The 21096-nt window shown below is 69.5% G+C and carries 18 protein-coding genes, 2 pseudogenes and 1 CRISPR repeat array; of the genes and pseudogenes, 12 read left to right on the top strand and 8 right to left on the bottom strand.

All coding sequences use genetic code 11. The features are described 5' to 3' along the window. Positions 1–133 precede the first annotated feature (133 nt). The 11 genes from E5F05_RS21385 to cas2e all read left to right on the top strand — a co-directional run bounded on the left by E5F05_RS21385 (position 134) and on the right by cas2e (position 9968). Positions 134–271, top strand: coding sequence for a hypothetical protein (locus E5F05_RS21385; protein WP_164973512.1), 138 nt, complete (start codon positions 134–136; stop codon positions 269–271). An 86-nt stretch (positions 272–357) separates the two neighbouring features. Beyond that, the gene (locus E5F05_RS16285; protein ID WP_241687198.1) at positions 358–2058 is read left to right on the top strand and encodes a tetratricopeptide repeat protein; all 1701 of its coding nucleotides are present in this window, start codon (positions 358–360) and stop codon (positions 2056–2058) included. Positions 2059–2117: 59 nt separating this feature from the next. Then, the gene (locus tag E5F05_RS16290) at positions 2118–3158 is read left to right on the top strand and encodes a helix-turn-helix transcriptional regulator (protein ID WP_129119690.1); all 1041 of its coding nucleotides are present in this window, start codon (positions 2118–2120) and stop codon (positions 3156–3158) included. 319 nt (positions 3159–3477) lie between these two features. Further along, complete coding sequence (locus E5F05_RS21390) at positions 3478–3654, top strand: hypothetical protein (protein ID WP_164973513.1); 177 nt, start codon at positions 3478–3480, stop codon at positions 3652–3654. Between the two features lie 93 nt (positions 3655–3747). Next, entirely contained in the window at positions 3748–5421 is a 1674-nt protein-coding gene (gene casA / locus E5F05_RS16295) for a type I-E CRISPR-associated protein Cse1/CasA (protein WP_221274209.1), read from the top strand. Next, positions 5418–6065: a type I-E CRISPR-associated protein Cse2/CasB gene (casB, locus tag E5F05_RS16300; protein WP_129119692.1), complete on the top strand. Its 648-nt coding sequence runs from the start codon at positions 5418–5420 to the stop codon at positions 6063–6065. Before casA ends, casB begins: the two co-directional genes overlap by 4 nt. After that, entirely contained in the window at positions 6062–7267 is a 1206-nt protein-coding gene (gene cas7e, locus E5F05_RS16305) for a type I-E CRISPR-associated protein Cas7/Cse4/CasC (RefSeq protein ID WP_129119693.1), read from the top strand. Before casB ends, cas7e begins: the two co-directional genes overlap by 4 nt. Continuing rightward, positions 7264–7962: a type I-E CRISPR-associated protein Cas5/CasD gene (cas5e, locus tag E5F05_RS16310; protein WP_129119694.1), complete on the top strand. Its 699-nt coding sequence runs from the start codon at positions 7264–7266 to the stop codon at positions 7960–7962. The genes cas7e and cas5e overlap by 4 nt, the downstream gene beginning before the upstream one ends. Further along, complete coding sequence (gene cas6e / locus E5F05_RS16315) at positions 7959–8618, top strand: type I-E CRISPR-associated protein Cas6/Cse3/CasE (protein ID WP_241687199.1); 660 nt, start codon at positions 7959–7961, stop codon at positions 8616–8618. Before cas5e ends, cas6e begins: the two co-directional genes overlap by 4 nt. A 76-nt stretch (positions 8619–8694) precedes the next feature. Next, positions 8695–9639, top strand: coding sequence for a type I-E CRISPR-associated endonuclease Cas1e (gene cas1e, locus E5F05_RS16320; RefSeq protein ID WP_241687200.1), 945 nt, complete (start codon positions 8695–8697; stop codon positions 9637–9639). A 5-nt stretch (positions 9640–9644) separates the two neighbouring features. Then, positions 9645–9968, top strand: coding sequence for a type I-E CRISPR-associated endoribonuclease Cas2e (cas2e, locus tag E5F05_RS16325; protein ID WP_129119695.1), 324 nt, complete (start codon positions 9645–9647; stop codon positions 9966–9968). Between the two features lie 68 nt (positions 9969–10036). Next, a CRISPR array of direct repeats spans positions 10037–11224; the repeat unit is 29 nt; unit sequence GTGTTCCCCACGTGCGTGGGGATGGACCG. A 598-nt stretch (positions 11225–11822) separates the two neighbouring features. Here cas2e and E5F05_RS16330 read toward each other — a convergent pair. The 8 genes and pseudogenes from E5F05_RS16330 to recO form a co-directional block, all read right to left on the bottom strand. Next, entirely contained in the window at positions 11823–13835 is a 2013-nt protein-coding gene (locus E5F05_RS16330) for a vWA domain-containing protein (protein ID WP_129119696.1), read from the bottom strand. After that, entirely contained in the window at positions 13835–14911 is a 1077-nt protein-coding gene (locus E5F05_RS16335) for an AAA family ATPase (protein WP_129119697.1), read from the bottom strand. The genes E5F05_RS16330 and E5F05_RS16335 overlap by 1 nt, the downstream gene beginning before the upstream one ends. Positions 14912–15055: 144 nt before the next feature. After that, on the bottom strand, positions 15056–15631 hold the full coding sequence (locus E5F05_RS16340; protein WP_129119698.1) for a 3'-5' exonuclease: 576 nt from the start codon (positions 15629–15631) through the stop codon (positions 15056–15058). Beyond that, positions 15628–16656, bottom strand: coding sequence for an RNA ligase (ATP) (locus E5F05_RS16345; protein ID WP_129119699.1), 1029 nt, complete (start codon positions 16654–16656; stop codon positions 15628–15630). The genes E5F05_RS16340 and E5F05_RS16345 overlap by 4 nt, the downstream gene beginning before the upstream one ends. Positions 16657–17330: 674 nt before the next feature. Beyond that, positions 17331–18089: a hypothetical protein gene (locus E5F05_RS21730; RefSeq protein ID WP_241687201.1), complete on the bottom strand. Its 759-nt coding sequence runs from the start codon at positions 18087–18089 to the stop codon at positions 17331–17333. A gap of 92 nt (positions 18090–18181) precedes the next feature. Further along, positions 18182–18625 (bottom strand): annotated as a pseudogene (locus E5F05_RS22010) (DNA polymerase); the annotation flags it as partial. 58 nt (positions 18626–18683) lie between these two features. Next, positions 18684–19731: pseudogene (locus tag E5F05_RS16355) on the bottom strand (IS3 family transposase). Positions 19732–19798: 67 nt separating this feature from the next. After that, positions 19799–20563, bottom strand: coding sequence for a DNA repair protein RecO (gene recO, locus E5F05_RS16360; RefSeq protein ID WP_129119701.1), 765 nt, complete (start codon positions 20561–20563; stop codon positions 19799–19801). Positions 20564–20686: 123 nt separating this feature from the next. On the opposite strand from recO, the gene E5F05_RS16365 reads away from it, so the two are divergent. Next, the gene (locus E5F05_RS16365; RefSeq protein WP_129119702.1) at positions 20687–21088 is read left to right on the top strand and encodes a hypothetical protein; all 402 of its coding nucleotides are present in this window, start codon (positions 20687–20689) and stop codon (positions 21086–21088) included. Positions 21089–21096: the final 8 nt, after the last annotated feature.

Raw genomic sequence — 21096 nt, forward strand, 5'->3', positions numbered from 1 at the left:
CGACCTGTCTGTTCCGGTCCCCGCCCGCGCTCCCATCCCCCGTTTTGCCGTGTTCTGGCCGCCACTGCCGTGGGGGCCTGGGGGCGCCCTTGTCCCGCGCGTTCATGGCCAGACCGCGCCCCAGGAGTCCACCATGCCGCACCCCACCGCTGTCCGCCGCGCCCTGCCTCTCCTCCTCGGCCTGTTCCTGATGCTGAGCGTGCCGTGGAGTACGCCCACCCAGCCCATGCTGGCCGGGGACGACACGAAGATCGGCACCGGCGGCGGCTGAACCGCGATCCCTGAAAGGGGGAGGGGCCACGCAGCAGCCGTGGCCTCTCCCCCTTCTCTCGCCGCACAGCCGGTACGCTGTCGCTGATGCCCACGCACCGCCGATCCCCAATGCGCCCGGCCATTCCCTGGGCCGCCTGGGAGGAGTCCATCCGGACGCTGACCGAGCTGGGGCAGGTGGAGGCCGCTCTGCTGAGTATCGAGCGGGCCATTCCCGAACTGCAAGACGCCGCGCAGGGCGCTGCGCTCCTGGCCCTGCTGGACACGGCGGATGCCGGGGGACGCCTGGGCCGCGCGGCCCTGCGGATGCGGTTGCGGCTGTGGTCGAACGTGCCGGGCGGCGCGGCCGAGGTGGAGCGTCTGGCAGGCCAGGCGCTGGAGCATGGCCCGCCGGACGCCTTTTTGCAGGTGTTCCTGGCCTGGGCGCTGGCGCAGCGTGAGGCCTATGCCGAGGCCCTGAGCGCCGCCGAGCGTGCCCTGCTCCACGAGGCGGACCTGCGGCCCAACGAACGCACGCTGGCCTGGCGCATGAAGGGGCTGAGCCTGAACCGCACCCAGCCGGACGGTCCGTGGGAGGCGGCCTTCGCGCAGGCGCTGCAAGGCACCGAAGGGCACGCCCGCGCCCTGATTCTGATCGACCTGGGCGGCCTGCACAGTCGGCGCGGCGACGAGGCCGGGGCCATGATGGCTTTTTCCGAGGCCCTGCCCCTGGTCCGGCAGCCGCGGTACCGCGCGTGGACGCTGAACAGCATGGGGCTGATCTGCCTGCGCGCGGCGCGTCTGGACGAGGCGGAGACGTACTTTCAGCAACTCGCGCGCCTGCCGGGCGCCTTCCAGAGCCGCGCCCTGTCGGGTCAGGCGGGGGCGCGCCGGGCGCTGGGCGAGTGGGCGCGGGCGGGCACCCTGTACGAGCAGGCCGCCGCGGTCGCCCGTGCAGCAGGTGACGAGGACGACCTGCGCCAGGCGCTGCGCGGGCTGGGCCACACGCAGCGCCTGGCCGGACACCTCCTGCTGGCGCTCGACACGTTGCGGCAGGCGTCGCGGGTCACGGCGGCCGACCGGGCCTCCGGGCGGTCGTGGGTGAACGTGGACCTGGCGGCGACGCTGGTGGGGCTTCCAGCACTGGATGCCGCCAGCGTGCGTGACCACCTGGCCCGCGTTGGCCCACTCGACCGCGAGGACGGCGACCGTGCCCTGATCGTGGGCGCCGAGCTTGACCGCCGCGAGGGCCGCACCGAACAGGCGCGGGCGGCCCTGGGGGGCCTGGACCGCAGCGTGCTGTGGGTGCGCGAGGAGGCGCAGGCCTTCCCGCTGCTGTTTGGTCTGTTGTCAGAGCAGCAGCGGCCCGCCCCACTGCCCCGCCCCCCACAGACCCGGGTGGTTCTGCGCGTGCTGGGCCTGCCCGAGGTGCAGGTCAACGGCAGGCGCGTCCCTCTGCCGGACCTCGCGCTGGTCATGCTGGCCGCGCTGGTCGAGGCGGGCGGCGAACTGACCACCGACGAATTGACCGAGGTGCTGCGGGATCACCGGCCCCGCACCGCTCGCCTGGCCGCCCAGCGGGTGTCGCGCACGGCCAGGCAACTCCGTGATGCGCTGGGCTGGCCGGGCAGCGTGCAGGCCCAGAGCGGCCGCTACCGGCTCGACCCGGACACGGCGTGGGCCTCGGACCTGGACGCCGCCCGCCGCGAGGGCCGCGAGATCGAGGTCTTTCTCAGCGGGGTTTCGCTTCCCTGGGCCACCGAGCGGGAACAGGAGTTGCGTCAACAGGACACAAGTTTGCTGACATAAATATCCCGCCTCAAGAGGGCGCGACAGGGGTGCGACGGCTCTCCCCTACTTTGTGGGTCATGGGTGATCCTGTCCCCCCTCCATTTGGCCCCGAAGTCCTGCCCGGCCGACACCCACGCGCGCCCCGGCAGGCCAAAACCTGGGACAAGGCCCGCCGCCTGTCCCGGCTGGTGCATGAACTGGAAGCACGGCGCTCCACGACCGCGCAGCTCGCCCAGCGCTTTGGGGTAGGCCAGCGCAGCATTCAGCGGGATATCGAGGCGCTGCGCGAGATGGGCCACGACGTGGTGGAACACCGCAACAAGGAATACTCCATTCCGCGGAGCGGCACTCTGCTGCGCCCGGCAGAAGCGCTCGCCGCCTACGCCGCCATCCGCCTCGCGCACCACCATTCCCCGGCCCTGAACAGCCACTACCGCCAGGCCCTCCAAAGCATCTCGCTGACCCTGCCCGAACGCATCAGGCACACCCTGAACGCCAGTGTGCGCGACAATGGGGCCACGCCCTTCGTCGAGCGTCAGATGGAACAGGTCGCCGCCGCCTGGATGGACCAGCGCGTCCTGAGCTTCGATTACCGCCGCCCGAACGGCACGCTGGAGACGGGCAACGAGCTGTGCGTGTACTTCATCGAGATCAGCCGCACCAATCTCGCGCCGTACGTCATCGGGCTGGAGCGCCGTCACCGGGGGAAGGTGCGGACGTTCAAGCTCTCGCGCATGCACAACCTCTGCCTTCTGCCCGACACCTATGAACCCGACCCGGAGTTCGAGCCGCGCGACTTCCTGAGTGACGCCTGGGGGGTCATCGGCGGTGAGGCGACGGTGGCCGTCACCGTCCGCTTTGCCCCGGAGGCCGCCTACCGCGTGCTGGAGGGCGGCTTTCCGAACGCCACCCTGATTCGCCAGGACGGGCACGTGGATATGGAGTTCCGCGCCGGGACCGACGCCACGGGCCTGCCCCGCGAACTCCTGCCCTTCCTGCTGAGCTGGGGTCCCCGGGCCGAGGTGCTGTCGCCGCCCGATGTGCGCGAAGCGTGGCTCAGCGAACTGCGCGAGGCACTCCGCCGGTACGACAGGCCGGGGGGAGGCGAGATCGAATGAAGGAGAGAAGCGGGGAGCCAAAGTGCAGGAGTAGGATATGTATGGGTGGCAGCTCCCCATCTCGGTGGGGATGGACCGCTACCACTCAAGGTTGGCAACAACCAGATGGTCTATCCCCACGCTTGTGGGGATTGGATGTAAAGCTACCACTCAAAGTTGACACTCCTTCAACAGAGTTGTACGCTCTGAGGGCATACAGAGAGCGTCCCCGGACGGCAATCCGGGGGCAGCACGCATCTCTCATGCAGCCGTTGAGTTTCAACTGCACTGGGAGTTTACCTCCCGTGGTGCCTCGCCTCTCGTGTTGGAGGTCACAACTATGCCTGACGACATGTTCGAGCAGGAGGTCCTTTCGGCGGTGGAAGCCGCGTGGCGACGGGCGGCATTCCGCTGTGCTCGCAAGATTGAACCCTGGGCATTTCTCAAGATGTTCCGGGCCGAGCTTGCTCTTGAGCTGGCAGAACGTCGCCTGGAACGTTCGGGCTACCTCCTCTGAGTGCCGGGGGCACGGCTGGGGCAATTCCCCGCCGTGTCCTGGCATCGGCCAGTGCAAGTGTGCCCACCACAATTCGCCGTGCAGGAGGTGCCTTTGTTTTCTTTCAATCTACTTGACGAACCCTGGATTCCCGTCCGGCCAGGGGACGGCGGCCCTGTCCGCGAGGTCGGCCTGCGTGAGCTGCTGACCCAGGCCCGCGCGTTTCAGCGCATTGACGACCCGTCGCCGCTGGTGACCGTGGCGCTGCTGCGCCTGAGCCTGGCGCTGCTCCACCGCGCCCTGCGGGGGCCGAAGAATGCCGAGCAGGCCGCCGAATGGTTCAGGGACGGGTTTCCCGAAGACCGACTGGAGGCGTATTTCACCGCACACGCGCAGAACTTCGACCTGTTTCACCCCGAGCGGCCCTTCTGGCAGGTGCGCGACCTGACGCCCGATCTGGAAGGCGGCAAGTACCGCAGCCACTGGACGCGCCTGGGCAGCGAGGTCGGCAGCGCGAACACCTCGCCGCTGTTCAACCCGGCGGCCCGGCCCGGCGGGGAACGCAGCGACCCCCTCAGCCCGGCCGAGGCGGCGCGGCGGCTGGTGGAGGGGCAGACTTTTTTGCTGGGCGGCCTGATCAAGCGCTTCACGACGTCCGCCAAGGCCGCGCCGGTCGCCACCTATGCCCTCACGGCGGCGCAGGGCCACACCCTGCACGAGACGCTGTGCCTGAACCTCACCCCTTACCCGGAGTACGGGACCGATCAGGCCGTGTGGGAGCGCGAGCCGCTGACGGTCGCCGCCGTGAAGCGGTACTACGAACTGGAGCTGGGCGACGTGCCGCTGGGCCGCGCCGACCGCTACACCTGGCCCGCGCGCAGCGTGCGGCTGATCCCGGAAGGGGATGAGGCGGGTTCAGTGCGGGTGGCCACCATCGGCTTCGCGGCGGGCCTGCCCCTGGAGGGCGCCCCGGAAGGCGCGGGCCGCAACCTCGACCCGATGGTGACGCTGCGCGCCCCGGCCGACCCGAAAAAGCCCGAGCGGTTTCCGCTCAAGCTGCGGCGCGAGCAACTGCTGTGGCGCGACCTGAGCGCCCTGCTGCCCGACCCGCACCACGAGATTCAGGTGGCCGGGCAGGGCGGGGACACCCACTTTCAGGCCAGCTCCGGCGGCCAGGCCCCCGGCACCCTGACCCACGCCCGCCTCGTGCTGGAGGGGGTGCGGGGCCGCCAGGACGTGGCGCTGACGGTCACGGGGCAACTGAGCGACCAGGGCAAGACGTTCGCGTACCGGCAGGAAACCTACACCCTGCCCGCGGCGTTCGTCACGGATGCCGAGGGCTTCACGGCCGCCGTGACCGACGCGCTGGGGGCGGCGCGGGGCATGGCCGAGGGCCTGCGGCAGGCCACCGCCCGCCTCGCCGCCGAAGTCCTTTCCCGTGGCGGCGAGCGCGACCCCCACAAGGAGGACGTGGCCACGCTGGCTCGCACGCTGCCGGGCCTGGGGGCGTACTGGGCGGGATTGGAAGCGCCCTTCCGGGTATTCCTGTCGGAGCTGGGCACCCCCGAGCAGGCGCGGGCGGCCTGGGTCAGCGCCGTGGACCGCCAGGCCCGCCGCGCCTGGGAATTGAACCTCCAGGGCGCGGGCGGGGACGGACAGACGCTCGGCTTCGCGTACCGCCCCCGCCGCACCGACGGCAAATACCAGCCCAGCCCGCAGGCCCTGCTGGAGCGCGCCCTGAGGGCGCTCCACCGCTCCACCGATGTCCAGGAGGTCGCCCCCGCATGACCGATACTGCCACCCCCACCGAACCCACCCCGCACGAGCGGCTGCTCGTCTCCCTTTCGCGCCTCGACCGGGGCCAACTGGCGCACCTGCGCCGCTCGCTGGGCGACGACCGGCCCGGCCAGAGCGTGCCCTGGCTGGAGGGCGTGTTCCTGCGCTCGGGACTGAACCTCGCCGGGCGCGAGGGACAGTGGCGCGCGCTGGCCGTCGTGGCGGGCCTGTACGCCCTGACCGAGCGCCCCGACGGCACCGAGACCTTTGGGGCCGCGCCGGAACACCGCCCCTCGTTCGGGCGCACCTTCGGGCAGCTCTATCTGGACCAGGACCAGCGGCCCAGCACCGAGAAACGCTTTCTGGCCCTGCTGGACGCCGACGCGGACGCCCTGCCCTACGCGCTGCGGCAGGCGGTCACGCTGTTGGCGGCGGGCGACCTGCGGCCCGACTGGGTGCAACTGATGGCCGACGTGAGCGACTGGTCCCGCGACGGCGCGGGCGACCGGGTGCGCCGCCGCTGGGCGCTGGACTTCTACCGCCGCGCCGAACGCCTGAGCGACCCCGACCCCACCGCCGGGGAGCCGGACGCCCCCACCGGCCCCCTGCCCCTGGACACCCCCACCCCCTCGGATGAGGAAGGAGAGACCCTGTGAAAGCCCTTCTGGAACTGCACTACCTGCAAAACTTCGCGCCCAGCAACCTCAACCGCGACGACACCGGCAGCCCCAAGGACGCCTACTTCGGCGGCACCCGGCGGGCGCGGGTGTCCTCGCAGAGCTTCAAGCGGGCCATGCGGATGGATTTTCGTGAGCGCGGCACCGTGACACCCGCCGAACTGGGCGAGCGCACCAAGCGCGCCCACGAGGCGGTCCGGGACCGGCTGGTCGCGGCTGGCAAACCTGCGGCCGAGGCGGAACAGGCGGCCGTGGAGGCCCTGCGGGCCGTGAAACTCGACGTGAAGGTCAGCAAGCGCAAGGACGGCACCGAGGAGAAGAAGTCGGAGTACCTGCTGTTTTTGGGGCGCGACGAGTTGCAGCGCTTCAGCGACCTGATTCTTCAGCACTGGGACGAACTGGCCCTGCACCTGCAAAAGCTGGAGGAAGAGAGCAAAAAGGCCAAACCCCGGCCGGTGGAGCTGGACAAGAAATTCAGGGCGGTGTTCCTGGGGGCGCTGGACGGCTCCCGCGCGGTGGACGTGGCCCTGTTCGGCCGGATGCTGGCCGACCTGCCCGACAAGAATGCCGACGCGGCAGCCCAGGTGGCACACGCGCTGAGCACGCACGCCATGCGCGGCCGGGAGTTCGACTTCTACACCGCCGTGGACGACCTGAAACCCGGCGACACGGCGGGCGCGGACATGCTGGGCACCGTGGAATTCGGCAGCGCCACCTACTACCGCTACGCCTGCGTGGACCTTCAGAAGCTGCTCCAGAACCTGGGGGGCGACCTGGATCTGGCGGTGCGGGGCCTGCGCGCCTTTCTGGAGGCGAGCGTGTACGCCGCGCCGACGGGCAAGCAGAACACGTTCGCGGCCCACAACGCGCCCAGCCTGATGGTGCAGGTGGTGCGCGAGGACACCAGCCCCCGCAACCTCGCCAACGCCTTCGAGCGCGCGGTCCGCGAACGTGGCGAGGGCTTCGTGCGGCCCAGCATGGAGGCCCTGGCCGCCGAGATGAAGAGGCAGGACGCGGTGTTCGGCGGCGCTGGCCGCGTCCGCTACGTGAACGCCGTGGACGGGCAGGAGGTGGCGGACCTAGAGGGGCGTCTGGACAGCGTGCAGGCCCTGATCGACGCCACCGTCGCGGACGCCGAGGGGTTGCTGCGCGGCCTGAAGGTCAGTGGGGCGCTGGGGTGACCACCCTGCTGATTCCCCTGGGCGGCCCCATGCAGTCCTGGGGCACCCGCTCGCGCTTCGACGACCGCGATACCGGGGCCGAACCCAGCAAGAGCGGGGTGCTGGGATTGTGTGCTGCCGCACTGGGCATCGACCGCGGCGCACCGATCACGCACCTGAGTGCCCTGCGCTTCGGGGTGCGGGTGGACCGGGCCGGAGTTCTCATGCACGATTACCACACGGCGCAACTGCACCCGCAGCAGCGCGGCAGCGGCACCAGCCTGACCCGCCGGGCCTACCTGGCCGATGCGGCCTTCTGGGCGGGCCTGTCGGGTGACGGGGCGCTGCTGCGCGAGTTGCACGCCGCGCTGCGTGATCCGCACTGGCCGCTGAGTCTGGGCCGCAAGGCGTTCGTGCCCGCCATTCCCCTGTGGTTCCCGGAAGGTCTGCGCCCGGATGCCCTGCTGCCCGCCCTACGCGGCGCGCCCACCCTGCGCCGACGGGAAGGGGGCGGTCCGGGCGAGACCGGGGACGACCTCTACCGCCTGGTGGTCGACCGGGCCGAGGTGGGTGAGCCGCCCCTGCACGCCACGCCCGGCGAGCGCCGCGACGACCCCAGCGCGCCCTTCCTTGAGCGGCGTTACGCCCTGCGTGACGTGATCGAGTGGGCGGAAGCCCTGCCGCACCTTCACCGGCCCCCGGAGGTGAGTCCGTGACCCTGCATCTGTCCCGCCTCTTTCCGGGTGAACGCCACCGCCACGCTGTCCGCGACTTGAGTAGCCCCTACGCCCTGCACCAGACCCTGCGCTGGGCCTTTCCGGGGGCCGGTCAGCCGGAGGCAGCGCTCCCGACTGGCGAGCGCCTGCTGTGGCGTCAGGACACCCTGACGGACCCCGACTCGGGCGAGCCTGGCCCGGTGCTGCTCGTACAGAGCGTGACCCCGCCCGACTGGGGCGCGCTGAACGCCCGTGACCCCGGGTATCTGCGCGCCTGGAACGTGCGGACGCTCGACCTGGCCCCGGTGCTGACGCCGGGCCAGCCCCTGCGCTTTCGCCTGCACGCCAACGTGACCGTGCGGCGCCAGGATGAGCAGGGCCGCAGTGCCCGCCACGGCCTCCACCGGCCGGAGGACCAGCTCGCGTGGCTGGACCGCCAGGGCGAGAAGAACGGCTTCGACCTGCTGGGGGCCGACATCCGCCGTGCCGGACGTGTCCGCACGCGCAAGGGCGCCCAGGTCATCACCCTGCATACCGTCACCTTCGAGGGCGCGCTGCGGGTGAGACAACCGGACCTCTTTCACGCGGCCGTGCGGGGCGGCCTGGGCCACGCCAAGAGTCTGGGCTGTGGCCTGCTCAGCCTCGCGCCGTTATGAGACGGGCGCTCCGCCGTGGCCGCCGTTCCGGGAGGAGGCCGGAACGCCAGGGACAGAGCGGTGTCCTTCGCGCGGGATGCCTGGGGCAACCGGCATGACCGGGGGCGGCATCATCTGGCACAAGCAGAACTTGCGCGAACTCCCCAAGTTCCGCGATGGCACCACGTACCTCTACCTCGAACACACCCGGCTGGAACAGGACGGGCGGGGGGTGCGCGCCTACCACCCGGACGGCATGGTGACCCTCCCCGTGGCGAGCCTGAGCGTGCTGCTCCTCGGCCCCGGGTGCAGCGTCAGCCACGAGGCCGTCAAGGCGCTGTCGAACACGGGTTGCTCGCTGCTGTGGGTGGGTGAAGGTGGGGTCCGCCTCTACGCGAGCGGCCTCGGCGAGACGCGCAGTGCCGTTCGCCTCCACCGTCAGGCCCGGCTCTGGGCCAACACCCAAAGCCGCCTCCGCGTCGTCCGGCAGATGTACGCCATGCGTTTCCCCGAAGGGTTGCCGGAGGACCTCACCCTCCAGCAGATCCGGGGCCGTGAGGGTGCCCGCGTGCGCGACGCTTACGCCCGCTACAGCAAGGCGCACGGTGTCAAGTGGGATGCCCGCCAGTACAAGATGCAGGACTGGGACCGGGCGACGCCGCTCAACAAGGCGGTGAGCGCGGGCAATACCTGCCTGTACGGCCTGGCCCACGCGGCCATCCTCGCCACCGGGTACAGCCCGGCCCTGGGTTTCGTCCACACCGGCAAGATGCTGTCCTTCGTGTACGACGTGGCCGACCTGTACAAGGTGGAAGTCGTCCTCCCCGTCGCCTTCCGCGAGGCCGCCACCCCGGGCGACGACCTGGAACGCCGCGTCCGTACCGGCCTGCGCGACCACATGACCCAGCTTCGCCTGCTCGAACGCATGGCCGCCGACCTTCACCACCTCCTCGGCGGAGACGAACCGGACGCCGACGACCTCGCTCCGGGCGACCTCTGGGACCCGGAAGGCGACGTGCGCGGTGGGGTGAATCACGGATGATCGTCATGACGCTCGAAGCCGTGCCGCCCTCCCTGCGCGGCGAACTCAGCCGCTGGCTGCTGGAAGTGCAGCCGGGCGTCTATGTCGGCAACGCCTCCGCCCTGGTCCGTGACCTGCTGTGGGACAAGGTCGTGCAGCACGCCCGCACAGGTCGCTGCACCCAGCTCTACCGCGCGAACAACGAGCAGGGCTTTGCCGTCCGCCTGCACGGCGACCCGAAACGTCGCCTGGTCGAACTGGACGGCTTTCAACTCATTGCCGTCCGCAACGCCCGTCATGCAGAATTGGACCGGGAGTATGCCCCTCCCGAGGACGATGACAAATTGTGATGCGGATCCAGGGCTGAACAGGGGCCTTGGCAGGGGGTGAAGCGGGAGAAACATCGTGTTTCTAAAGTGTGTTCCCCACGTGCGTGGGGATGGACCGCTCTCTGGTTTCGACATCGCGGGCATCAACGGGTGTTCCCCACGTGCGTGGGGATGGACCGCTGCTGACATCGGCGTGCATGTCCATGTAGTTGTGTTCCCCACGTGCGTGGGGATGGACCTTTGAGGTATTCAGGGAACGTGGTGGAGTTCCCGTGTTCCCCACGTGCGTGGGGATGGACCGGGGCCTGCAAACACGCGGGTGGACCAGCACACGTGTTCCCCACGTGCGTGGGGATGGACCGACCTGGAGCTGATACAGCCGGGCGCCGGGAGTGTGTTCCCCACGTGCGTGGGGATGGACCGCTTGCGCCCCTGCCCCCCGTGTTCCCCCTCCGGTGTTCCCCACGTGCGTGGGGATGGACCGGCGTTGTTCCTGGGAGCTTTGGGGCTGTCCCCGTGTTCCCCACGTGCGTGGGGATGGACCGGCCAAATAAAAAGCCCCCGCGCCGCCAGCCGAGTGTTCCCCACGTGCGTGGGGATGGACCGTCCGACCGGTGCGGCATGTCCCAGAGGCAGACGTGTTCCCCACGTGCGTGGGGATGGACCGGGTTTGTAATTGCAGAGAGCTTGCAGGACGTGGTGTTCCCCACGTGCGTGGGGATGGACCGGGCCGCCACTGGCAACTGCTCCCCCAGGAACAGTGTTCCCCACGTGCGTGGGGATGGACCGTACTGACATGATTACAGAGGCTATCGTGGGTGGTGTTCCCCACGTGCGTGGGGATGGACCGTCTTGCCCTTCCGGTCCCCCATTTCCCAGTCCGTGTTCCCCACGTGCGTGGGGATGGACCGATCGACCGGACGCGGCCCCAGAGGAAGTAGAAGTGTTCCCCACGTGCGTGGGGATGGACCGCCAGTCGTGCGCCACAGCCTGGGGGCGGTAGGGTGTTCCCCACGTGCGTGGGGATGGACCGGCCATCGGGGAACACGACCTCGCCCGCAGGCTGTGTTCCCCACGTGCGTGGGGATGGACCGGCCCGCAGCACGGCGGACCTCGCGGGCGGCGGGTGTTCCCCACGTGCGTGGGGATGGACCGCGTACCGCCACGGTAGCCCAGCCGCACGGCGTGTGTTCCCCACGTGCGTGGGGATGGACCGCCGCGTGCGATTCGCCACCTCGGTGTCCTCCTGTGTTCCCCACGTGCGTGGGGATGGACCGAAGCCATCCCGCAAGTGCTTGCCCATAAGTTCGACCCGAATCTCCCGCAGCACTGTCCTCGCCCACTCGGGTGCTGTCTCGAGGAACGCCCCCAGGGCCTGATGCAGACGCCTCAGGGCCTCCAGACCCTGCTCCAGTTCTGCGGCTGACCCGGGGAGCGGCATCTGCGGGTCAGCCCTGCTGCCTGCACCCAGGAGTTCGCTCATGGGCAAAGCAGCAGCAACCCGCTGGTCATCGTAGATAGGCGTGTACACCTTCACTCTGAAGCTGGCGTCGGCATGTCCCAGCCAGTCCGCCACGACCTTGGGCGGCACGCCCGGCGGCTCAGTAGATTGGCCGCCGGGCGCCGCTGCACCGGCTTCGCCTTGGGGAGGGTACGCAGCAGCGCCCGCAGGACACGTTCCGCCTCCTCGTGGGTCTTGCAGCTCACCGACCGGCGGCGCTGCTTCCCAGTGACGGGGTCCCGGTAGCTCGCCAGTCCCCGGGCACTGACGACGCGGCCCTTCAGGACCACGGGGTGAACAGTGCCTTCGCCAACACGTCTTCTGACTGCCATCCCAGTGGGATCTCACAGCGGGATGAGGGATCAGCCAGAGCTTTAGCGCGCGCGGATGCGGAAGACCGGGGCCCGGGTGGGAATCGCCAGCTCCCCGTGACTGTCGAGCAGCCAGGCGTGTTCGCCGGGCACATGCAACTCCGGCTCGAAGTACCCGTCGGTGATGATCAGCAGCGGCATGTCCGCGGGCACGTCCTTCGCCGTGCGGATCAGGTCCACGCCGGGTTGCAGGACGGTGCCGCCCCCACCGACCAGCGTCACGCCGCTCCCCGCCGCCCAGGGACTGCGCCAGCCCAGGTCGTGCGCGCCCGCGTCGCAGGTCACCACCCGGAAGAGGTCGATGTCCAGCGTCTGCGCGGTGGTGGACAGGGCACCGAGGGCCAGCCCCAGGGTCCGCTCGTCCATACTCCCGCTGGTGTCGATCAGCACGCCCAGCACCTGTGCCTCTCGCTCCTGGTCCACGACGCAGGCCGGGCGGATGAGGTCCGGGGTGGATCCCTGCCGCCTTGACGCCCGTCCATAGCTGCGGCGGGTGTCCCCGGGCCGGAAGTGCTGCCCCAGGTAGCGGGCGAGTTCCACCCGCCAGGGCACACCGTGGGCCGCCCGCTGCCGGATCAGGCGGTCGAGTCCGGCGGGCAGCAGGCCGCGCATCTGGAGGGCCTCCATCTCGGCCAGACCGCGCCGCAACCGTTCGAGCAGGATGCTGTCGTGGTCGTGGGCCACGCTGCTGCCCTGTTCCGCCCGGTTCAGCAGCCGGGCGTACCGCTCGTCCCCGTCAAGGATGTCCTCCCCGCTTCCCCGCAGGGTCTGGAGGCGGCGGGCCAGGCGCACGTTGCGAGCGAGCTTCGAGTAGATGGCCTCCGCGCTGCCCAGCGCCGCGAGGTCCGAATCCAGGCAGCCCCCGGCAGGCATGACCCCGAAGCGCATCTCGGTCAGCCAGGCGTTGATCATCAGGTCACAGGCGATATTGAAGAGTTCCGGGTCCCGGCCCTGGCGCCGCTCGTGGTGGCCCAGGGCGACGTGCAGGGCTTCGTGGGCGATCACGAAGCGGGCCTCCTCCAGGCTCAGCCCCGCCCCGGGATTGATGTAGATGACGCCCCGTTCCACCGCTACGGCGCCGATGCGGATGTCCAGGCGGCGGCAGACCTCGGGGTCCTCGCACAGGGTCATCCCGGCCAGGATGGGACCCAGCAGGGGAAAGCTCTCGCGGAAGTCCCGCCACGCCAGTTGTGCCCGGCTGGGGGGAGGTGAGGCCGCCCGCGCTTCCCGCAACCCCGGCACCTCATCCAGGGTCCGGGTCCCCACCCGTTCGATGCTGGCCCGTAACTGGTCGTGGATGCCCCGCTGCCGCGCTTCCCGCCGCGCCTGCCAGAAGGAGCGCAGGGCGTCCACCTCGGACAGCTTGCACTTCCCGGTGTTGGCCGCCCGTTCCAATGAACGCAGCCGTTCTTCGATGCGGCCCGGCCCCCGCCCGGCGACGCCCGACGGAATCCGGCGCGAGAGAGCCAGAGACGGTCCATGCGGCTCGATGTCGGCGGCGCGGACGGTCCCGGACTGCAGGAGTTCCAGCGCCTGTGTGAGGTCCGTCATGTGCGGTATGCCGGGCGGGACCAGGGCGAGGCGCTCAGCCTCCTGTCCCCTTGCACTGCGGATCAGGCTGTAGGCCACCAGGGCACTTGCCGCGCTGAGTTCCGCTTCCCGCTGCCCGTCTGTACACCAGTTCCCACCAGCTCTTTCCAGCGCCCACAGGGGATGGGCCAGGCCCACCTGATGCACCGCCCGTTCCAGGTGATGCAGGTACAGGCGACGGTTGAACTCGCGCTCCCGGTCGAGCCGCCTCCGGTCGTTGAACACCAGCCAGCCCGCCGGGGAGATCACGATGGGCGATTGCCCCGCCTCGCCACTGTAGGCGTTGATCTGCCTCCACTGCCCGGCGGGGACGTTCCACCAGTGGTCGCCCAGGTCGATGCCCTCCAGAGCGCCGTTCATCGAGCCGAGGTTAAGTTCGCTCCAGCGAAGCTGCATCGCGCGTTCGTCTGCGAGACTGGTGCCCATCAGACCCACGCCCGCATGGCAGGCAGTTCCTCGATCACCTGCGAGACGAACCACTCCGGCAGCCCTTCACGGTTCACGATCAGCATCGCGATCTCCGGACTGCGCAGGGCGAACTCCGCGATCAACCGCTTGCCGCCCAGCGCCAGGGCCAGGCTCTCGCCGCGCAGCCGGACCTCCTCGCGGGGCAGTTCGGTGGCGAGCCTCATGCCCAGCAGGTGGGCGAGTTCGATGGCGACCGAGCGCTGCGCCTCCATGTCGGGAAGCTTCGCCTCGCCGCGCAGCAGGCGGCCCAGGTTCAGGCCCTCATGCCGGGTCTTCACCCAGGCCAGAAAGCCCTCGGCCTGCCCGGCCGAGAGGGTACTCCCGGCCGCCAGGCGGATCAGGTCGAGAGGTTCGTCCTGGCCCTCCTCGGAAACACGGGGCACGCCCATCTCCGTCAGGACGTCGGACGCCAGATGCCAACTGCGCGGCGTGGTGAATACCTCGTCTCCTCCGGGAACGTTGCCACTCAGCACCGAGACACCACGGGCTTCGACATATCCGGTGACCAACGGGTGCAGTCCGGCCTGATGTGCCCAGCTCAGCCAGCCTTTCAGGTCCAGCCGCAGTTCCACATGCACCATCCGGTTGATCAGGGGGGCGGGGAGCGGGCGGGCGACGGCGTTCGTGCCGGCCCCGTTCCCGGCACAGACGACCGCAGAACCCTCCGGCAGGCGGTACTCGCCGATGGTGCGGTCGTGAATCAGGGAGAACAGGGCGCGTTGCACGTCCGAGTGGGCGCCGTTGATCTCGTCGAGGAACAGGATGTAGGGCTCGGGGCGGGCAATGATCGACGGGGGATAGAAGCGGCTGGTGCGGGTGGTGTGGTCGGGGATGGGGACGCCGATCAGGTCCTCGCTGGCCATCTGGGAGGCCATCGCCACCTGGACAGGCATGCCGACGGCCCGGCCGAACTGCTCGACGGCGCTGCTCTTGCCGATCCCGGGTGGGCCCCAGATCATCACGGGGCGGCGGGTGGAGACGTTCGTCAGCAGCTCGACGAGCTGGGTGTGGTTGACTTTCGGGATGTCCTGCAAGGTACTCCTAAGTTGAGGAAAGGGTAAGCCGTGTGCCGGTGACGCCTTTGCTGAGCCTCGGCGTGGGAACCGCGGAGCAGCCCCAGGCTCCACCCGGCACCTTCATGTGCACGCTCAAACGAGCGCCGCCCGGGCAGGCTGCCCTCACAGGATGGAGCTGGCCGCCTGGCCCCTGTCCTCCCGGCTCCAGACGCCGTCCCGGACCATCCTCGCAATCAGAGCCGCAATGTTCCAGGCGTCGTCTGCGCCGCAGTGGTGGATGCCCTCCAGCATGCAGGCCTTCCGCTGGAGGGCACGCGCCATCCCTCGCCGCCTGAGGCCATACCCACTGGCGTACACCTGCTTGGCATTCACGTGCCGGGAGCCGAAAGGATATCGGACCTCTCCCCCATACTGCCGCTCGAACTGTTTGCGGTCGTAGTCGCCCCAGCTTGCCCAGGGCCGGGACTCCGAGGAGAACTCGCGCCGCAGGATCTCGCAGGCTTCGCGAAAGGGAATGCCCGCCGCGACCTTCTCCGGTGTCAGCCCGGTGAGCTGCGTGCAGAAGGCACTGACCTCCGAATGCTCGGGCCGAACGAGCAGGCTGCATTTCTCCAGCCGCTCGAGCGACACGAGGTCCAGCACGCAGAGGCCGATCTCGATGATCTCGCTGCGCTGACCCGGCGGAGGCTCTCCCGCCCAGCAGGTGGCCTCCACGTCCACGACGTTGAGCAGCGTCACGAGAACTCCTCCCCGGTCTCCTTCTTCGCGTAGGCGTCGGAGATCAGCTTCAGGCTCAGGTCGCGCCTGACCTCGGACGGGCGCGGGACCTCGGGCGTGACCACCACACCTTCCCGGATGTGCACTTCCTGGCTGGAGACGGTTTCCATTCCGCCGCGCAAGGCGCGCAGCTTCGCCTCGTCGAACGGCCCCTCGTACAGCACGGGCACACCGCGCTCCACAAACCAGGTCGGCCACTCCGCCCGCGGCAGCGGACGGCCCGCGTGGACGATACGGATGATGAACACCGCAGGGTTCCTCTGACCATAGGAGAAGCCGTTCTGCACCGGCAGCACTTCACCGAAGACCTGGAGTTCCCCGGTTGGAAAGGCCGCGTCCGCCGCCTCGAACAGCCCGGTCCGCCGCGCCGCCCGCCAGTACACGTTCGTATCGCTGGGCTTGAGGGTCAGGCGGTGGCGCGAGAGCCCCTTGCTGGTCACCCGCCACTCGCCGTCCGCCGCGCGGAAGTACACGCCCTGCGTGCCGTGCAGCTTCTCGGTGACGATCACCGGCTCGCCCGGCCGGAACTCGCCCGCGTAGATGCCGAACTGCTCCACGTCGTGGTGCCCGTAATGCGGGGCGGCGGTGAGAGGCGCGACCTCCCCCGCCAGGCTGACGGGGATCGGCGGCTCCCAGAAGGTGATGCCGAGCCGGGCGGAGAGGTCCTCCCCGAAGGGCGCGTCCTCCAGGCCCTCCAGGGGCAGGACCACGCCCTGGGACAGCTCCCCGCGCAGCCAGACGGCGCCGACCCGGTTCTTCTCGGGACCGTGCAGGTACGACACGCCCGTGTCCGCGTTGACATACCGCGCCGCCAGGTGAGGCGGGAGCAGGGCCCGCTCAGGGGCGACGACGATGGGGGTGCCGTCCTGATATTCCCCCTTGCGGACGACCAGTTGAAAGGAACCGACCTTGCACAGCTCCAGGCGTTCGGCATCCGGGTGGGGAAAGAGGCGGGCGCGGTCCTTGATCACTTGTGGGGTGGCCATACGTAGCTTCTCCTGTCGAGGCCGTCTCCTGCGGCCACGGGGAAGCGTAGGAAAGAAGCAGCAGGGGCCGCATCAGCCAACTTCACTGGGCGCTGTAGGCGAAATGAGCGGTCGGTGCGCGGCGCAGGCGGGGCAGCAGCGCAGTTCGCGTACGATCTCCTCGCCCTGGCCACCAGGGTCGTCCCGGCGTTCGAGGTGCTTACGGGGAATCTTGCGTCCGTTCCGGCCGCGCCTGGGAAGGCCGGGATGGGCGTCCTTGCGCGGGGGGTAGGTGCGGGCACGGGTCTGGATGGGCAGCATCACGCTGGGGGTACCGGCAGGTTGAACCTGCAGGCAGCATTCGCATCGGTACATCGTCTGCAGCCGGGGGTCCGGGCAGGGCTGCGTCCCGGGTGGACAGGGCGGAAGGGCCAGGATGATGGCTGGGCTCCGCCAGCAGTCAAATCGGCCAGTTCTTCCTGGATGATCTCAGTTCACGTCGCTCGGCCTTGGTGTCAGGGTTCCCGGTGATGTTGTTTCACCCTGGGAAGGGCCGCGTCCCCGCGCTGGCTGCGAAGATACCACATCTCTCCTCGGACAGCGCCGTTGTACGGCCCTTCCCGGCACTGTCTGTGGCCACGCGGTTCCGGCAACCTCAGCGACCGAGTGTGCCTGACTGGGCGCCGAGGTGCCGATCAGAGCCCCGGATGGGCCTGGGCGGCGGGTTCTCCCGGCGGTTGCGGGCGCAGGGGAAGGGCACAGGGTGAGGTGACGGCGTTCCAGATGGGGCGCATCTGTTCGAAGGGCCGGTCGAACAACCCCGGCTGGCCGCGCTGTTCGAACAGTTGCCGGTACTCCTCGGGCCGCAGGCCCTTGCGGAGGCGGGAGGCGTAGCTGCTCAGCAGGTTCACCGCGTAGTGCCGCGCGTCATAATCCCGCCCACCGGCGTCCGAGAGGACCACCAGACCCTCACCCTGCCGGTGGTACACGTGGAAACTCTCGCCCGCCCGCCAGGTGGCGTCATGAGCGCGCAGCGCCTCGTACACCGCCTCCTTCCGGCCTGACCGCGTGGCGGCGTACTGCTCGGGGGTCTTCGTGACCCGCACGCGGCTGGCGACCTCCGCGTTGGTGAAGCGCCGTTCCTCCAGGTCCCCGAGCGTGTCGAGGTACGCGTCCCGCACTCCGGGGATGTTCCCCTCCAGCAGGCAGCCGAGGGCCCGGCAGAGGAACCGCTGCCCGTACGCCTCTGAACGCCGGGACTCGAAGGCTGCGCCGCGCAGCTCGAGCCGCCCGTCGTACCTGAGCAGGGCGTAGTTCTTGATCTCGTGGCTGAGCATGGCCCTGGCCCGCCCGTCGAACTCCAGGGACACCCCGGCGGGCAGCAGGGCGTCCACCTCGGCGATGAGGCGCCGTTCGTCGCTTTCCGTCCACCCTTCGGGGCTGGAGAAGAACACCCGTCCGTGTCCGCCTCGATCAGGGTCACACCCCGCTCCCCCAGCGCCCGGACCACCTGGTGCAGCACCTCGCGGCCCCGTCTCGTGATGCGGTCAGCTGCCGCCCGGTCCTGGAACAGGGCCAGCCGCCCAGCGCCCAGGTACCCGTACCCCGAGTTCACGACGATCTTCATCGCGCTCTGCATGGCGTCGTGCTCGCCCGGGTCTCCCCTCCTGGCTGCGGCCTTGTGCTGCAGTCGCAGGGCGGTGAGGTGGTCCATCAGGTGCAGGAACACCCCCAGGGGATCACAGCTCGGGCCGATGCGCTCCTCACGGATCAGGCTGGGGTACATGCTCGCGATATCAGCCTTCACCACCCGGGGCAAGACGCCCTCCGCGTACAGGTGTACCGCGCCGCCCTGGTGAGGCGAGAGGTCCCGCTCCGGCTCCCCGGGCAGTGCGTGCCCCGCCAGGAGGTACGCGCGGACCATCATCGGCTCCAGCATTCCCGTGGCTGTGCCCGCGTAGGGCAGGCGGTGGTAGGGCCTCGGCGCCATCTTCGCCAGGGCAAACGAGGGGGCCAACTGGGCCTACCCCGATGGTGGGTAGCTGAAGTTAAGCGGCTGTAGCTTGGCGTTCGAACTCGTGAGGCGTCAAGTCCCCAAGGGTGGAGTGGCGGCGCTGGCGGTTGTAGAAGCCTCAATGAACTCGAAGACCGCTCGCCGGGCGACTTCCCGATTCTCGAACATGGCGTCCTCGAACAGCTCCCGTTTCAGGGAGCTGAAAAAGCTCTCCACGACGGCATTATCCCAGCAATCCCCCTGGCGGCTCATGCTGCCCCTGGCCCGCAGGCGGGCCAGTTCTTCCTGAAAGACCCGGCTGGCGTATTGGCTCCCCCTATCGCTGTGATGGAGCAAACCCGGTGGCGGACAACGCCGTCCAGCGGCCCTCTGAAGGGCGACCAGCGGCAGGGTGGCGGGCATGGACGCGTCCATCGCATCCCCCACCACGACCCGTGACTGCAGGTCCAGCGTGACCGCCAGGTACAACCAACCTTCTTTGGTCGGCAGCTACGTGAGGTCGGACGCCCAGACTTGATTGGGCTGCTGAACCTCGAACTGACGGTCCAACAGCTTGGGGCAGACTGGGCGGGTGGGGTGACGGTCGGTGGTTCGCACCCAGCGGCGCTTTCCTTTGGCGCGCAACCCCCCTGAGCGCATCAGGCGAGCCACGCGCTTTCGAGACACCCGCAGACCCTCGGCCCGCAGTTCCGCGTGAACTCGTGGCGCCCCCTATCTGCCCTTGCTGCGTTAGTGAACGTCCAGGCGGTACTGCTCCCGGTGAGCGTGGATGAACTGGTACCTCACCGCGGGGTCTCTTTAGCGAACAAGGCCGCCGCTTTTTTTAGAAGTTCTCTCTCCTGGCGCAAAATTTCGTTCTCTTTGCGCAGGCGTTGAATTTCCTGCTGCTCTGGGGTCAGCACCTGCTTCCCCTGACCGGGAAAGGCCGACTCGCCCTTCTCCCACTCGGCGTTCATCCACTTCCTCAGCAGCGAGACGTCGATCCCCAGGTCACGGGCGGTGCCCCTGACGTTGCCGCTGGTTCGGGCGAGCTGAACGGCGTCTCGCTTGAACTCGGCGCTAGGCGTTCTACGGTTGGTCATGAGGGTGCCTCCTAATCTTCGAGGCTTATCCCCATCTACGCCATAACGGGTCACCCTCAGTCTCGCGCTACCCCCGGACGCCACCGGAGGAGAGCGGCTCAGCCTGAATCACAGCCGCGTGAGGCACCAACTGCCGCCAGCTCTGCACGTTCCCCACCTGCACCGTCACGAAGCGTTCCAGCGCGCGCCACAGGGCCGGGCGCTGCTCCTCGGGCACGGGATGATCCATGCTGGCGCGCACGGTGCGGCGCACCACATTGCGCAGGAAGTCGAGGCTGGCGGGCGGGTAGGCGGGCAGGCTGGCGCAGGCGGCGCAGAGCAGTTGCCCGCCGAGGGGGTCGGGGTGCGCCGGATCGGCCGTCCCGCAACGGGCACAGCGGGTCGTCTGCTGCACGAAGCCCGCCAGGCCCAGCAGCTTGTAACTCATCACCAGCGCCACCCACTCCGGATCGGGCTGATGGCTGATGCCGCGCAGGGCGCCCGCGAACAGGTCGAACGCCTGCCCGCTGAATTCACCCTCCTGAAACAGCGCGTCGGCCAGTTCGGCCATCAGGTGCGCGAAGGCGTACCGCTCCGGCTCGGCCAGTCTGGGCAGGGCGCCTTCCAGCACGGCCTGCTGCACGGTCGCCAAGTCAGCCTGCGGCGTCTGGTACACCTGCACCGCGACGTGGTGAAAGAGGTTCAGGCGGCTCGCCAGTGCCCCGCGCACGCCGCCACGCGCAATCGCCTTCACCTTGCCCTGCGGCGTGAGCAGCGTCACGATGATGTCCCCCGCAGGCGTCACCCGCCGCCGGATCACGATGCCGCTGCGGTTGGCACTGCGCGACCTCAAAGAAACCGCCTCACGGGGAGAGTCTAGGGCGGGCGGGGCGAAAAGAGGGGGCGCGGGGGCACGGTTGGGGGCCGCTGAAACCTTCCCCACCTTCCCGCGCCGCCTCTCCCGTACACTCGCCCCATGAGTGACTCCCGCCCGAAGCATCACAGCGCCCGCGACGTGCTGCGGGAACTCTTTCCGGAGTCGTACCGGGAACTGTTCGGCGAGAGCGGCGAGGGCGGTCCCCTCACCCTGGGCCTGTACGCCGTCGCGGACGGACGACTCGCGCTGGTGCGGGGTGACCAGCTCGCCGAGTTCACCCCGCTGGACGCCCGGGGCCGCAACGCCCTGCACTGCGACCTGTGCCACTACACCCGTTCGCGGACGGAAGCCGCGCTCTACCGCGTGGCGGTTGGTGCGCGGCGGACACGCTACGTGACGCTCTGCGTGGGCACCGAGGCCTGCCAGAAACGGGCGGGCGAACGGGCGCTAGCCCACCTGGCCGACCGGATTTTCCCCATCGAACGTCTGTACGTGGACTGAACTGCGCC

Source organism: Deinococcus metallilatus, from assembly GCF_004758605.1.
GTDB lineage: Bacteria > Deinococcota > Deinococci > Deinococcales > Deinococcaceae > Deinococcus > Deinococcus metallilatus.

Coding starts and splice junctions, on each gene's coding strand:
- E5F05_RS16330 (WP_129119696.1), bottom strand. CDS start 13,835: ATGGGCACCAGTCTCGCAGACGAACGCGCGATGCAGCTTCGCTGGAGC.
- E5F05_RS16365 (WP_129119702.1), top strand. CDS start 20,687: ATGAGTGACTCCCGCCCGAAGCATCACAGCGCCCGCGACGTGCTGCGG.
- E5F05_RS21385 (WP_164973512.1), top strand. CDS start 134: ATGCCGCACCCCACCGCTGTCCGCCGCGCCCTGCCTCTCCTCCTCGGC.
- casB (WP_129119692.1), top strand. CDS start 5,418: ATGACCGATACTGCCACCCCCACCGAACCCACCCCGCACGAGCGGCTG.
- E5F05_RS16290 (WP_129119690.1), top strand. CDS start 2,118: ATGGGTGATCCTGTCCCCCCTCCATTTGGCCCCGAAGTCCTGCCCGGC.
- cas1e (WP_241687200.1), top strand. CDS start 8,695: ATGCCTGGGGCAACCGGCATGACCGGGGGCGGCATCATCTGGCACAAG.
- E5F05_RS21390 (WP_164973513.1), top strand. CDS start 3,478: ATGCCTGACGACATGTTCGAGCAGGAGGTCCTTTCGGCGGTGGAAGCC.
- cas2e (WP_129119695.1), top strand. CDS start 9,645: ATGACGCTCGAAGCCGTGCCGCCCTCCCTGCGCGGCGAACTCAGCCGC.
- E5F05_RS16345 (WP_129119699.1), bottom strand. CDS start 16,656: ATGGCCACCCCACAAGTGATCAAGGACCGCGCCCGCCTCTTTCCCCAC.
- E5F05_RS16285 (WP_241687198.1), top strand. CDS start 358: ATGCCCACGCACCGCCGATCCCCAATGCGCCCGGCCATTCCCTGGGCC.